This is a genomic window from Gordonia desulfuricans NBRC 100010, assembly GCF_001485495.1.
Classification (GTDB): Bacteria; Actinomycetota; Actinomycetes; order Mycobacteriales; family Mycobacteriaceae; genus Gordonia; species Gordonia desulfuricans.
The window spans coordinates 1-13,246 of sequence record NZ_BCNF01000020.1 but is presented as its reverse complement, the minus strand read 5'-3'; the positions used below and the strand labels follow the sequence as shown (position 1 = coordinate 13,246).

At 68.8% G+C, this 13,246-nt stretch carries 12 protein-coding genes; 9 read left to right on the top strand and 3 right to left on the bottom strand.

Annotation, left to right across the window (positions count from 1 at the left end; genetic code table 11):
- The first annotated feature begins 21 nt into the window (after positions 1-21).
- The 6 genes from GD1_RS03150 (at position 22) to GD1_RS03125 (ending at position 5,568) form a co-directional block, all read left to right on the top strand.
- On the top strand, positions 22-1,776 hold the full coding sequence (locus GD1_RS03150) for a bifunctional uroporphyrinogen-III C-methyltransferase/uroporphyrinogen-III synthase (protein WP_059035589.1): 1,755 nt from the start codon (positions 22-24) through the stop codon (positions 1,774-1,776).
- A 14-nt stretch (positions 1,777-1,790) separates the two neighbouring features.
- Positions 1,791-2,768: a porphobilinogen synthase gene (gene hemB / locus GD1_RS03145; RefSeq protein WP_059035665.1), complete on the top strand. Its 978-nt coding sequence runs from the start codon at positions 1,791-1,793 to the stop codon at positions 2,766-2,768.
- 73 nt (positions 2,769-2,841) lie between these two features.
- Positions 2,842-3,738, top strand: coding sequence for a hypothetical protein (locus GD1_RS03140; RefSeq protein WP_059035586.1), 897 nt, complete (start codon positions 2,842-2,844; stop codon positions 3,736-3,738).
- Between the two features lie 46 nt (positions 3,739-3,784).
- On the top strand, positions 3,785-4,216 hold the full coding sequence (locus GD1_RS03135; RefSeq protein WP_373855225.1) for a hypothetical protein: 432 nt from the start codon (positions 3,785-3,787) through the stop codon (positions 4,214-4,216).
- Positions 4,213-4,947: a transport-regulating membrane protein Mce1N gene (mce1N, locus tag GD1_RS03130; protein ID WP_059035583.1), complete on the top strand. Its 735-nt coding sequence runs from the start codon at positions 4,213-4,215 to the stop codon at positions 4,945-4,947. The genes GD1_RS03135 and mce1N overlap by 4 nt, the downstream gene beginning before the upstream one ends.
- 9 nt (positions 4,948-4,956) lie before the next feature.
- Positions 4,957-5,568 (top strand): DUF6328 family protein, encoded by a 612-nt coding sequence (locus GD1_RS03125; RefSeq protein WP_307190333.1) that lies wholly within the window; start codon positions 4,957-4,959, stop codon positions 5,566-5,568.
- 24 nt (positions 5,569-5,592) lie between these two features.
- Here GD1_RS03125 and GD1_RS03120 read toward each other — a convergent pair whose 3' ends face one another.
- Entirely contained in the window at positions 5,593-7,605 is a 2,013-nt protein-coding gene (locus tag GD1_RS03120; RefSeq protein ID WP_174519000.1) for an acyl-CoA dehydrogenase family protein, read from the bottom strand.
- Positions 7,606-7,685: 80 nt separating this feature from the next.
- Positions 7,686-8,540 (bottom strand): helix-turn-helix transcriptional regulator, encoded by an 855-nt coding sequence (locus GD1_RS03115; protein ID WP_059035579.1) that lies wholly within the window; start codon positions 8,538-8,540, stop codon positions 7,686-7,688.
- Between the two features lie 151 nt (positions 8,541-8,691).
- On the opposite strand from GD1_RS03115, the gene GD1_RS03110 reads away from it, so the two are divergent.
- The 3 genes from GD1_RS03110 to GD1_RS03100 all read left to right on the top strand — a co-directional run bounded on the left by GD1_RS03110 (position 8,692) and on the right by GD1_RS03100 (position 12,469).
- Complete coding sequence (locus GD1_RS03110) at positions 8,692-10,392, top strand: AMP-binding protein (protein ID WP_059035577.1); 1,701 nt, start codon at positions 8,692-8,694, stop codon at positions 10,390-10,392.
- 63 nt (positions 10,393-10,455) lie between these two features.
- Positions 10,456-11,223 (top strand): TetR/AcrR family transcriptional regulator, encoded by a 768-nt coding sequence (locus GD1_RS03105; RefSeq protein ID WP_059035663.1) that lies wholly within the window; start codon positions 10,456-10,458, stop codon positions 11,221-11,223.
- 82 nt (positions 11,224-11,305) lie between these two features.
- The gene (locus tag GD1_RS03100; RefSeq protein WP_020792231.1) at positions 11,306-12,469 is read left to right on the top strand and encodes an acyl-CoA dehydrogenase; all 1,164 of its coding nucleotides are present in this window, start codon (positions 11,306-11,308) and stop codon (positions 12,467-12,469) included.
- 96 nt (positions 12,470-12,565) lie between these two features.
- On the opposite strand, the gene GD1_RS03095 is transcribed toward GD1_RS03100, so the two are convergent.
- The gene (locus GD1_RS03095; RefSeq protein ID WP_059035575.1) at positions 12,566-13,135 is read right to left on the bottom strand and encodes a YdcF family protein; all 570 of its coding nucleotides are present in this window, start codon (positions 13,133-13,135) and stop codon (positions 12,566-12,568) included.
- Positions 13,136-13,246: the final 111 nt, after the last annotated feature.

The following is a 13,246-nucleotide window of genomic DNA, read 5'->3' as shown; positions in this document are numbered from 1 at the left end:
GGGGCAGGAGAGTGCGAACGCATGAGCCGTACGACGAAGAAGGCCAATCCGGGACGGATTCTGTTCGTGGGATCCGGACCCGGGGACCCAGACCTGCTGACCGTGCGGGCGCGGAGCGTCATCACCTCCGCGACCACCGCCTACGTCGATCCCGACGTCCCGGCCACCGTGGTCGCGATGATCGGTGCCGACCACCGCGAACAACCCGCCGACGACCAGCGCCGATCGACGGCCAAGGCCAAGAAGGACCAGGCCGCCAAGGATCAGGCGAAAGCCGACGCCACCACGACCGGCGACGCCACCTCGTCGACCGGGGCGGACGCCACGACCGGCGATGCCAAGGCCCCGGACGCCAAGGCTGCCGACACCAAGAGCGCGGAGAAGTCCGCCGAGGAGCCCGAGGACCAGATCGTCCGTCCGGCGCTGGGTGACCCGAGCGAGGTCGCCAAGACCCTCGTGGCGGCCGCCAAGGCCGGCGACGACGTGGTCCGCGTGGTCTCGGGCGATCCGCTGACCACCGACTCGGTGCTCGCCGAGGTCAACGCCGTGGCCCGGACCTCGGTGACCTTCGAGGTGCTACCCGGGCTGCCCGCCGCATCGGTGGTGCCCAGCTACGCCGGCATGCCGCTCGGTTCGCGGCACACCGAGGCCGATGTCCGCGCCGAGGGTGTGGACTGGGCGGCCCTGGCCGCCGCTCCCGGCCCGCTGGTGCTGCACGCGACGTCGGGTCACCTTGCCGAGACCGCGAGTGCGCTGACCGAGCACGGGCTGGCCCCGCAGACGCCGGTCGCGATCACGATCAACGGCACCACCTGCGCCCAGCGCACCATCGAGGCCACCCTCGCCACGCTCAACGAGCAGGGCAATGCGCTGACCGGTCCGCTGATCCTCACGATCGGCCAGGTCGTGACCCAGCGCGGCAAGCTCTCCTGGTGGGAGTCGCGCGCGCTGTACGGCTGGACCGTGCTGGTGCCGCGCACCAAGGACCAGGCCGCCGACATGAGCGACCGTCTGGTCAGCCACGGTGCCATCCCGAAGGAGGTCCCGACCATCGCGGTCGAGCCGCCGCGCAGCCCCGCCCAGATGGAGCGGGCGGTCAAGGGTCTGGTCGACGGCCGCTACCAGTGGGTGGTGTTCACCTCCACCAACTCGGTGCGTGCGGTCTGGGAGAAGTTCGCCGAGTTCGGTCTGGACGCGCGGGCCTTCTCCGGTGTCAAGATCGCCTGTGTCGGTGAGGCCACCGCCGCCAAGGTGCGGGCCTTCGGGATCAACCCGGAGCTGGTGCCGTCGGGGGAGCAGTCCTCGCTCGGGCTGCTCGAGGACTTCCCGCCGTACGACGACGTCTTCGATCCGGTGGACCGAATCCTGTTGCCGCGCGCCGACATCGCCACCGAGACCCTGTCCGAGGGGCTGCGTGAGCGCGGGTGGGAGATCGACGACGTGACCGCCTACCGCACCGTCCGGGCCGCTCCGCCGCCCGCCCAGACCCGCGAGATGATCAAGACCGGCGGCTTCGACGCCGTGTGCTTCACCTCCAGCTCCACCGTCCGCAACCTGGTCGGTATCGCCGGAAAGCCGCACGCGCGCACCATCGTTGCCTGCATCGGTCCCAAGACCGCCGAGACCGCAACGGAATTCGGACTGCGCGTGGACGTGCAGCCGGAGAACGCCTCGGTCACCGAGCTGGTCGACGCGCTCGCCGAGCATGCCGCACGGCTGCGCGCCGAGGGGGCCTTGCCCCCGCCGCGTAAGAAGACGCGGCGGTCGCGGTCCTGAGGGTGGTGCACGAGATGAGCCCGGTGATCCGCCCCCGGCGGTTGCGGACGACCCCGGCGATGCGTCGCCTGGTGGCCGAGACCGTCCTGGCGCCACAGGATCTGGTGCTGCCGATGTTCGTCGCCGACGGCATCGACACCCCGCGTGAGATCGCGTCGATGCCCGGCGTCGTGCAGCACACCGATGACTCGCTGCGTGCGGCCGCCGAGGAGGCGATCCGCGCCGGGGTCGGCGGGCTCATGCTGTTCGGGGTGCCCGACGCGGCCGCCAGGGACGCCCAGGGATCGGGTGCCGATGCGCCCGACGGTGTGCTGAACCGCGCATTGCGTCTGCTGCGCAAGGACTTCGGTGACGATACCGTCCTGATGGCCGACACCTGCCTGGACGAGTTCACCGACCACGGCCACTGCGGTGTGCTGGATTCCGCCGGTCGCGTCGACAACGACGCCACCCTGGACCGCTACATCTCGATGTCGTTGGCGCAGGCCCGGTCCGGTGCGCATCTGCTCGGTCCGAGCGGGATGATGGACGGTCAGGTCGCGGCCATCCGCGAGGCGCTCGACGCCGAGGGATTCACCGACACCGGCATCCTCGCGTACTCGGCGAAGTACGCGTCGGCGTTCTACGGTCCCTTCCGTGAGGCCGTCGGCTCGTCGTTGCAGGGTGATCGCCGGACCTACCAACAGGATTCCGCCAACCGGGTGGAGTCGCTGCGGGAGGTGCGTCTGGATCTCGACGAGGGTGCCGACATCGTGATGGTCAAGCCTGCGATGAGCTATCTCGACATCCTGCGCGACGTCGCCGAGATCGCCGACGTGCCGGTCGCGGCCTATCAGATCAGCGGTGAGTACTCGATGATCACCGCCGCCGCCGAACGCGGCTGGATCGATCGGGATGCCGCCATCGCCGAGTCGCTGACCTCGATCAAGCGTGCCGGTGCCTCGATCATCCTCACCTACTGGGCCACGGAGATGGCCGGCCGACTCCGCTGAGCCGGGACGGTCGTCGTACCTGCAGGGTCGCGGCGGCCGACCCGCTCGCGTCGAAGTGACTAACCTGGGGGATATGTCAGCATCCCCCGACCCGGTTCAGTCCTCCGGGCCGCACTCGGCCGACGAGCCCGACGGTTCCCGGCCGAGACTTCCCGAATCCATCGTCATCGCATCCGAACTGTGGATCGTGGTGATCCTGGCGCACATCGTCACCCTCGTGGCGACCTATGACCAGCAACGCGCGCAGTACCTCGACATGGTCGAGGGGATGGTGAAGGACGCCACCGCCGAGCAACGTGACCTGATCACGTCGTCGGGTCTGTTCATCGGTTCGCTGGTGGTCGGTGCGCTGATCCAGTTCGGGGTGGCCATCGTCCTGATCCTGCTGACGCGCCGCGGTTACAACTGGGCACGGTTCCTGATCGGCGCGATCAGCATGTACCTGGTGATCACCACGTTCTTCACGCTGTTCGCCGATGTCTCGCCGGCGTGGGCGATGGTGCCGACCGTGATCGGCGGGGTCGCCGCACTCGGCGCGGTGGTGCTGTTCCTGCGCCGCGAGTCCGACACGTACTGCAAGAACATGGCGACGTTCCGGCGCGAGTCCAAGCGGCCGAAGGAACCGCCGCTTCCGTCGATGGTCTACCCGGGCGGCCAGTACCCGGGATACCCCGCGCATCCGGGGCAGAACCCGTATCCCACCCAGAACCCTTATCCCACCCAGAACCCGTATCCCACCCAGAACCCGTATCCGTCCGCACCGCCGCCGGGTCAGTACCCGGACGCGGGACGGTATCCGCCTGCTCCGGATGCCAACCGGCCGACCTCACCGCCGTCCGGTGGGTATCCTTCGATGCCGTCGGCACCCGCCGAATCGCAGTACCCGCCAGCCACCAACAGCGACGATGAAGCCGGAGACGATGACCCGAACCGCCAGCACCCCGGGGGCAAATCCAGTGAACAGGCCTGATCCCGCGCGCCGACCGAGCCTCGTCGTCTGGGCGTACCGCTGTTGGGTGACGTCGGGTGCGTTGCTCATCCTGCTGGGGATCGGGTTCGTGCTGTTGGGGGTGTTCGTGTCGGGGGCGACACTGGCGCCGGTCGGCATCGGCGTGCTGGTCGCGGCGGTCGGTGCGGCGATCGCCCTGATGGGCACCAAGGCCTACACCGGCGACGAGCGCTGGCGGTCCTCCCTGGCCGCGCTGACGCTCGTGTCGGTGGCGATGCTGTTGATCCTGAGCTTCCTGGCGATGTTCCTGGCGTTCGCGCTGCTGGCCGCCATCGTCGGACTGTTCGGTTCGTTGCTGGCCTACCGGCCGGAGTCGGATGCGTGGTTCACCGGCAAGGACCCGGCCGAGGTGGCCGAGCAACAGCGCGGACGCCGCACCAAACGGTCCGCCAAGGGCGCTACCGGGCGGGGTAAGAAGCCGGGGCGGAGCTCTTCGTGAGTGGTGCGTCGACGCCTTCGGGCGGCCCGGAACCCACCGATGACGAGGCGGACCGGGCGGCCGGGGCCCCCGACGCAGACAGCACCGACGCAGACATCACCGACGCCGACATCACCGACACCGACATCACCGACGCAGACCCGGCCGATGTCGAAGGCCGTGTCGACGCCGATGCCGGTGACGCCGATGATGACGATGACGAGGTCGTCCCCGCACCGCCTCGGATCCCCGAGACCGCGGTCGAACCGGGTGAGGTCCTGTTCGCCGAGTCGGGCGGGAGCTGGTGGGTGGTGGCGATCGGCCCCATCCTGATCGGCGCGGTGCTGGCGATGGAGATCAGCGGTCCCGGGCAGGTTCACTGGCCGGTCATCACGATCTTCGGACTCATCGTGATCGGTTTCTCGGTGGTCCAGGTGTTCGCCGCCCGCCGCCACGTCAGCGTCGAGCTCACCGAGACCACGCTGCGGCAGGGCACCCGGACGGTGGCGCTCGCCGACATCGAACGTATCTACCCCGAGAACAACGGGGCCGCGCCGCAGAAATGGGAGAGTGCGCCGGCACTCGGCGAACTGCACGGCGTCCCACGCCGCCGCAAGGGGGTGGGTGTCGAACTCTCCACCGGCGCCATCGCGCAGGCCTGGGCACGCGATGTGACCCGGTTCCGTACCGAGTTGTCGGAGGCGCACCTCGCCGTCCGGCTGGGTCTCCCGCCCCGCGGCTCCACGGAGTGAGGGTTCCCGGTGGCCCCCGCACTGTTCGACTCGGACCCGTTCGCCGACGACGAGGACTGGAACCGCGTCCAGCGCAAGGAGACCACCACCCAGCGCCTCGACCGCAACTGGTCGGCGCTGCTCCAGGAGCTGCGGGTGGTGCAGACCGGTGTGCAGATCCTCACCGGATTCCTGCTCACCCTGCCGTTCCAGGAGGGTTTCGAGGACGTCGGTACCGGCTTCCGGATCGTCTATCTCGTCACCATCGGCTGCGCGATGGTGGCGACGCTGCTGCTGGCCGCGCCGGTGGCCCTGCACCGTGTGCTCTTCCGGCGTCATCGGCTACCGCTGCTGGTCACGATGGCCCATCGCTTCGCCTACATCGGGCTGCTGTGCCTCGGTGCGGCCCTGACCGGGGCGGTGGGGCTGGTGTTCGACATCACCGTGGGAACGGTGCCGGCACTGATCGCCGGGGCGGTCACGCTGACCGCCTTCGCCGGGTTCTGGCTGGTCTTCCCGCTGATCCTGCGGGCCCGTGACGACCCCCGCGGCGGTGACGACGACCACCCTGGAGACGACCACCCCGGAGACGACCATCCCGGAGACGACCATCCCGGTGACGACCGGACTCCGCCGCGGTGACGCGCGATCCGGGGGAGCCCGGCGTCAGCCGTGATCGAGCATCGGCGCCGACAGCAACCCCTCCGGGACCCCGAAGGCGTCGACGAGGGCCCGAGCGTGCGGCCGCAACTGCAGACACAGCTCGTTGACCCCGCGCCGGATGGCCTTGGCCCGTTCCACCGACACGTGCCGATGCATCAGGAACCACGCCAGGTCGTCCTCGAGGGCCGAGTAGACGAACAGATCGCAGACGGTGCTCAGCAGGGTGGCCGCGGCCCGGGAGTCGCAGTCGTCGATCGCCTGGACGAAGGCCTCGAGCACCACCCGTTCGGTGTGCGCGCGGCCCACCTTGAGCAGATGGTCCTGGGCGTTGTTGAACACCTCGAAGGCATCGTTGTCGTCGTCGCGGGCGCGCCGTAGGCGTTGGGCGCAGGTGCGCACCAGGTGATCCTCCCGGTTGCGCAGCAACCGGATCTGGGTGGCGCGGTCGGTCAGTGCCGACTCCTCGGTGTCCTCGTCGGAGCTGTCGAGCAGGGTCTGCACCACCTGCCGCACGGCGGTCTTCTCGGCGACCACATCGCGCGCCATTCCCGCGACGAATCGCACCCAGCCGCCGGCCGAGAGTCCGCGGACGTCGTCGGCGTACGCCGACAGCAACTCCTTGGCGACCAGCTGCGTCAGGACGGTGTTGTCACCCTCGAACGTGGTGAACACGTCGATGTCGCCGCGCAGGATCGACAGCTGGTTCTCGTCGAGATATCCGGCGCCACCGCATGCTTCGCGGGCCACATTGATCGAATGCGATGCGTGCCAGGTCGAGTAGGCCTTCAGACCGGCTGCGGCGCTTTCGAGTTCACGTTGTCGGGTGGAGTGTTCGTCGCCGGTGTCGGTGGACGACTGGACTTCGTGGAGTTCGGCGGTGAGCTCGTTCTGCGCACAGGCGATCGCATACGATTTCGCGATCAGCGGCAACAGTTTTCGCTGATGTCCGAGGTAGTCGAGGATCAGGATCTCGTCGTCGGTGTCGGGGGCGTCGAACTGCCGGCGGACCAACCCGTACCGGGTGGCCAGGGTCAGGGCCTTGCGTGCGGCCGCACCGGCGGTCGCCCCCACCGACACCCGGCCCCGGATCAGGGTGCCGAGCATCGTGAAGAAACGCTTGTTGACGTTGTCGATCGGTGAGCGATAGGTGCCGTCGGCCTCCACGTCGCCGTACCGGTTGAGCAGGTTCTCCGCCGGGATGCGCACATGGTCGAAGCTGATCCGGCCGTTGTCCACCCCGGCCAGGCCGCCCTTGTATCCGCAGTCGCCGGTGGTGACCCCGGGCAGGTCGTTGCCGTCGGCGTCGCGGATCGGCACGACGAAGCAGTGCACGCCGTGGCCTTCCGGCTCGGCACCCGGAGCCGCGGTGATCAGCTGGGCGAACACCGCGGCCATGGTGGCATGTTCGGCGGCCCCGCCGATGTAGTCCTTGCGTGCCGACGGTGTCGGTGAGTCGATGACGAACTCGCGCGTGTCGGCGTCGTAGGTGGCGGTGGTCTCGAGTTCCTGGACGTTCGACCCGTGACCGGTCTCGGTCATGGCGAAGCAGCCGAGCAGGTCGAGGTCGATGATGTCGGCGACGTAGCGTTCGTGATGGCGTGCGGTGCCGAGGTTCTCGACGGCGCCGCCGAACAGTCCCCACTGCACGCCGGCCTTCACCATCAGCGACAGATCGGCGTAGCCGAGCATCTCGATCGCGGTGATCGATGCGCCGATGTCACCGGTGCCACCGTGGTCGGCGCCGAATCCGGCTGCCGCGAAACCACGTTCGGCGAGGGCCTGCATCTCCTCGAGGGATCGGGCCCGCGCCTGCGCGAGCGTCCGGGACGGATCGGGGAGCAGGTCGGGGCGGTCGATCTGCTCCCGCACGGTGTCGCGGACGGCATGCCAGCGACCGTCGAGGGTGCGCCGCAGTCCGGCGACGAGCAGATCCCCGGCGCCCGGGGTCTCGTCGGGCCCGGCCGGCGCGCCGGTGGTGGTCTTCTCGGGAGTGGTGGTCTTCTCGGGAGTGGACACGGGATCCACCGTACGGATCGCCGATGTCGGGATGGGGGCGTTCGGCGCGGTTGGCACGAGCGCGGGCGTTTCGGCGCCGGTCAGGGCAACAGGCCCTGCCGTCGGGCCTCCACCACGGCCTCGTGGCGGTTGTGTACGCCGAGTTTGGCCATCAGGTTCTTGACGTAGCCCTTGACGGTCTCCGGCCGCAGCGCCAGGCGTTCGGCGACCTCGGCGTTGCTGCAGCCCAGTGCGAGGTGGGCCAGGACGTCGTTCTCGCGCCCCGAGAGCCGGGCGGCGTTCGGTGCGGTTGTCACCGCGCCGAGCCCCCGCAGGCGTTCCTCCACCCCGCGCAACTGTTCGGCGAGTGCCGGATCGGTGGTCGACGCCGCGATCTCCCGCAGGGCCACATAGCTCTCGATGATGCCGTCGGCCACCGAGGTGGGCATGGGAGCGGTCTCGGTGCGCGTCCGGTCGAGGTGTGCCACGCGGCGGTCCACCTCGTCGCGGACCTCGATCTCGCGGGCCAGCCGGCGAGCGGCCACCACCATCCGGGTGACCACGGTGTCACCGATCGGGGCCGGTGAGCGCAGTCCGCCGTAGAGCACCGCGCGGGTGCGCCCGCCCACCACCGCGGGTGCGGCGAGCAGCGATTCGATGCCCTCGCCGGACACCTCACGGTCGTAGTCGTGGGTGATCTCGGTGGAGTTGAAGTAGTCGGGGATCGAGCCGGCGCGACGCTCGACGATGGTGCGGCCGCCGAGTCCGCAGCGCGAGCTGATCACGAGGTCGCGCAGGACGGTGCTGCGGGTTCCGACGAATCCGCTGAGCAGCAGGTCGGGGCCGTCGACCACGCCGCCGAACAGCACCGGCAGCCCGGTGGACCGCTGGGCCTCGCACAGCTCGGCACGCACGGTGTCGGCGTCGTCGGGCCGGAGCAGCGGATTGTCGGGCATCTGCGATCACCTCCACACCGAACCGGTCCGCACCGGATGTCACGACCACCCCATTTCGGGGGTGGTGCATCGCCCAGTGTGATTCATACCGTGGGAGGAGTCCAAACGTAGCCGGTCTCACCGGCACCGATCACTACCCCCGGAGGAGACGATGTCTGTCTCGGCTTCCGACGCCACCGGCGTCCCGTCCACCGAACTCGACGCCGAGTTCGGCCGCATCGACTGCGGCGGTTCCAACCGTTCGGAGATGACGCCGCTGCGGTTCCTGGAGCGGTCGGCGTCGGTGTTCCCCGACCGTGCGGCGGTGATCTACGGGCAGCGCACCGCCACCTATGCCGAGCTCGCCGACGAGGTGCAGCGTCTCGCGCGCGTCCTCAAGAGCCGCATCACCCCCGGTGAGCGGATCGCCTACCTGGCGCCGAACATCCCGGAGATGCTGGTCGCCCACTACGCCGTGCCGCTGGCCGGCGGTGTGCTGGTCGCCCTCAACTCGCGTCTGGCCGGCCCGGAACTGGTGTACATCCTCAACCACGCCGGTGTCACCACGCTGTTCTTCGACGCCGAGTTCCGCCACACCGTCGCCTCGATCGCCGATCAGGTCCCCGAGATGGCCACCACCGTGGAGATCACCGACCCCGAGTTCGGGCCCACCCAGGGTGCCGTCGAGGCGTCCGGGATCACCGGTCTGGTCGCCTACCCCGACTTCGTCGCCCTCGCCGACGACCTCGACCCCACGCCCATCCCGTGGACGGTCGACGACGAGAACACCGTCATCACGATCAACTACACCTCGGGCACCACTGGAAAACCCAAGGGCGTCATGTACACCCACCGCGGGGCGTACCTGAATTCGTTCGGTGAGACCTTTCACAACGGGTTCACCGGTCACAGCCGCTACCTGTGGACGCTGCCCATGTTCCACTGCAACGGCTGGTGCACGCCGTGGGCGGTCACCCACGCATCGGCCACCCATCTGTGTCTGCGTGCGGTGCGCGCCGACGCGATCTGGGATGCGATCGACAACCTCGGTGTGACCCACATGTGCGGCGCCCCGACCGTGTGCACCACCATCGCCGGTTCGCCGCTGGCACACCGGCTGGACCGGCAGCTGCGGATCACCACCGCCGGGGCCCCACCGTCGCCGACGGTGATCGGTCAGCTCGAGGCACTCGGTGTCACCGTGGTGCACGTCTACGGCCTCACCGAGGTCTACGGTCCGTACACGATCTGCGAGTACCAGGACGCCTGGGACGACCTCGAGCCCGCCGAGCGTGCCGCCAAGCTGTCCCGGCAGGGCGTGGGCATGGTGCAGGCCGAGGACGCGCGCGTGGTCGTGCAGGGCAAGCTGCCGCTGGTCGACGTCCCCGCCGACGGCGAGACCATGGGCGAGATCGTGTTGCGCGGCAACAACGTGATGGCCGGCTACTTCAAGGATCCCGACGCCACGCGAGAAGCGTTCGCGGGCGGCTGGTTCCACACCGGTGACCTCGGCGTCATGCACCCCGACGGCTACATCCAGCTGCGCGACCGCGCCAAGGACATCATCATCTCCGGCGGCGAGAACATCTCCACGATCGAGGTGGAGCAGGCGCTCGTCAGCCACGACGCCGTGCTCGACGTCGCGGTGATCGGCGTGCCCGACGAAAAGTGGGGCGAGCGTCCCCGCGCCTACGTCCTGCTGAACCCGGGTGCCACCCTGACCACCGACGAACTCGTCGACTACGCGCGGAAGTTGTTGGCGGGCTACAAGGTTCCGCGCGACATCGTCTTCGCCGACGACCTGCCGCGCACCTCCACCGGAAAGGTGCTCAAGTTCGAGCTCCGCAAGGACGCCGCCGAGGGGTCGGCATAGTCTCCCGGAGTGACTGCCGGGACCGGATGTCTGCGGGCGCAGGTCGGGTCGATACTGGTGACCATGGCACCGAGTGACATGGCCGATCCCCCAGACCTGCGCACGCAGGTGGTCGCGGCGTCGATCCGGCTGTTCAGCGAGAACGGCTACGAGTCGACCACCGTCGACCAGATCGCCGCGGCCGCCGGGGTGTCACGACGCACCCTGTTCCGGCAGTTCCGGTCCAAGGAGGACATGATCTTCGGCGACCACGAGGCGCTGCTCGCGCAGGTCGCCGAGCGGTTGGCGGGCGACGACGACGGCGACGGCGGCGCCGATCCGTGGTCGACGGTGTGCGATGCGGCCGAGATCGTGTTCGTCCACTTCCACACGACCCGTGACCTGGCGGTCCGCCGGTTGCATGTGGTGCAGAAGGTGTCCGCGCTACGGGAGCGGGAACTGGTCACCACCACCCGCTATCAGCGGTTGTTCGAGGACTACCTGCGGGCCCGGCTGCCCGGTGAGAGTCCGGTGCGGCTGATCGGCTTCGCCGCCGCGGTCACCGCTGCACACAACTATCTCCTGCGCGCCATGATCCGGGGCGAGGCCGATGCCACGCTCGCGCGGTTGCGGACCGAGCTCACGCGCATCCGGCTGGCACTCGGTGCCGGGAGCTGGGAGTCGTCCTCGCCCCAGGTGATCGGTACGGCGCCGCAGGCAATCACCGTCGTCACATATCCGCTGGGTGCCGGTGCGGACGATGTGGCCGAGGCGGTCCGGCGGCATCTGGGTGCGTCAACATCGGGGTGCGATCGGCCCGGAGCAGGGACAATGGATGGGGACGTCGATTGACATGGCACTGCGTGCCATGCTGAACTGGTAACGAGCCACTCTTGTGGCACTGAGTGCCCGGAGACTGTCGTGAGGAGTTGTCATGGGTTTTGGTAATCCCGATTTCACTGTGTTCCAGTTGCCCGAGGAGCATGTCGCACTGCGTGAGGCCATCCGGGCGCTCGCCGAGAAGGAGATCGAGCCGTATGCGGCCGCGGTCGACGAAGAGGCCCGTTTCCCGCAGGAAGCGCTCGACGCCCTCGTCGCCAGTGGCTTCAACGCGATCCACGTCCCCGAGCAGTACGACGGCCAGGGTGCCGACTCGGTCGCCGCGTGCATCGTCATCGAAGAGGTCGCCCGCGTGTGTGCCTCCTCGTCGCTGATCCCCGCCGTCAACAAGCTCGGCACCATGGGTCTGATCCTCAACGGCTCCGACGAGCTCAAGGCCCAGGTGCTGCCGTCGATCGCCTCCGGTGAGGCGATGGCCTCCTACGCGCTGAGCGAGCGCGAGGCCGGTTCGGACGCCGCGGGCATGAAGACCCGCGCCCGCAAGGACGGCAACAACTGGGTCCTCAACGGCTCCAAGTGCTGGATCACCAACGGCGGCAAGTCGACCTGGTACACCGTGATGGCCGTGACCGACCCGGAGAAGAAGGCCAACGGCATCTCCGCGTTCATGGTCCACAAGGACGACCCGGGCTTCACCGTCGGCCCGCTGGAGAAGAAGCTCGGCATCAAGGGTTCGCCCACCGCCGAGCTGTACTTCGAGGATTGCACCATCCCGCTCGACCGCATCATCGGCGACGAGGGCACCGGCTTCAAGACCGCGCTGCAGACCCTCGACCACACCCGCCCGACCATCGGCGCGCAGGCCGTCGGTATCGCGCAGGGCGCCCTCGACCAGGCGATCGCCTACGTCAAGGACCGCAAGCAGTTCGGCAAGCCGATCGCGAGCTTCCAGGGTGTCGAGTTCATGATCGCCGACATGGCGATGAAGGTCGAGGCCGCGCGCCTGATGGTCTACACCTCGGCCGCCCGCGCCGAGCGTGGCGAGAAGAACCTGGGCTTCATCAGCTCGGCGTCGAAGTGCTTCGCCTCCGACGTCGCCATGGAGGTCACCACCGATGCCGTGCAGCTGTTCGGCGGCGCCGGCTACACCCGCGACTTCCCGGTGGAGCGCATGATGCGCGACGCCAAGATCACCCAGATCTACGAGGGCACCAACCAGATCCAGCGCGTGGTGATGAGCCGCGCCCTGCTGCGCTGATCTCCTCTGCATTCCTGACGCACCACTGCATTCCCTCTCACACGACGAAGGGCGTCCACTCCGCGGAGTGGACGCCCTTCGTCGTCGTCTCGGTGGTCAGGCGTAGGCGGGCTGAAAGGTCAGGCGCGCACCCTGTTTCGCGGCGGCGTCCCGGAAGTCCTTCAGCGCCCGCGGCATGTGGAATCCGTTGGTGACGATCAGGGCACCGGTCGCCCCCATCGCCTTGATCATCCCGACGGTGTAGCTCGCGTTCTGCACGGTGCTGGTGGATCGGCCCTCGTTGACCATCTGCCACACCGGAACCCGACGCTTGATCAGTCCGAGGTTCATGAACTGGGCCTCGGAGACCGGCAGCCACCAGGTGTTGCCGCCGGACACGATCATCCGGTTGAACGGGTGCGATCGTGCCAGTTGTGCCGCGGTGTCGAGCCGTGCCGACAGGATGTCCGGGGTCTGCCCGAACGTCCCCATCTTGGCGCCGAGCACCACGATGTAGCGGGTCGGCGGACTCTGCCACAGGAACAGGCTCTCCCGGGAGAAGAGCTCGGAACTGCCGAGATCGCCGGCCGCGGCTCGCGGTTCCGGGGCGGCGCGCGCCGGTGCCGCAAGCGAAGTCGCCAGTGCGGCGACGATGGCCAGTGCTACCACGATCACTCGGAGGCGCATACCCGCAGAGTGTACGGAAGATCGTTAGGAGTGCGAATCGACGACGGTCGCCGATCCGGTCACGTTCCCCGGCCGATCGTCGACCGGGCACCCGAACTCGTTCACTGTGCT

Bases quoted from the DNA above. Each gene is read 5' to 3' on its own strand.
- GD1_RS03150 (WP_059035589.1), top strand. From the start codon at position 22: ATGAGCCGTACGACGAAGAAGGCCAATCCGGGACGGATTCTGTTCGTG.
- hemB (WP_059035665.1), top strand. From the start codon at position 1,791: ATGAGCCCGGTGATCCGCCCCCGGCGGTTGCGGACGACCCCGGCGATG.
- GD1_RS03140 (WP_059035586.1), top strand. From the start codon at position 2,842: ATGTCAGCATCCCCCGACCCGGTTCAGTCCTCCGGGCCGCACTCGGCC.
- GD1_RS03115 (WP_059035579.1), bottom strand. From the start codon at position 8,540: ATGCCCGACAATCCGCTGCTCCGGCCCGACGACGCCGACACCGTGCGT.
- GD1_RS03110 (WP_059035577.1), top strand. From the start codon at position 8,692: ATGTCTGTCTCGGCTTCCGACGCCACCGGCGTCCCGTCCACCGAACTC.
- GD1_RS03105 (WP_059035663.1), top strand. From the start codon at position 10,456: ATGGCACCGAGTGACATGGCCGATCCCCCAGACCTGCGCACGCAGGTG.
- GD1_RS03100 (WP_020792231.1), top strand. From the start codon at position 11,306: ATGGGTTTTGGTAATCCCGATTTCACTGTGTTCCAGTTGCCCGAGGAG.
- GD1_RS03095 (WP_059035575.1), bottom strand. From the start codon at position 13,135: ATGCGCCTCCGAGTGATCGTGGTAGCACTGGCCATCGTCGCCGCACTG.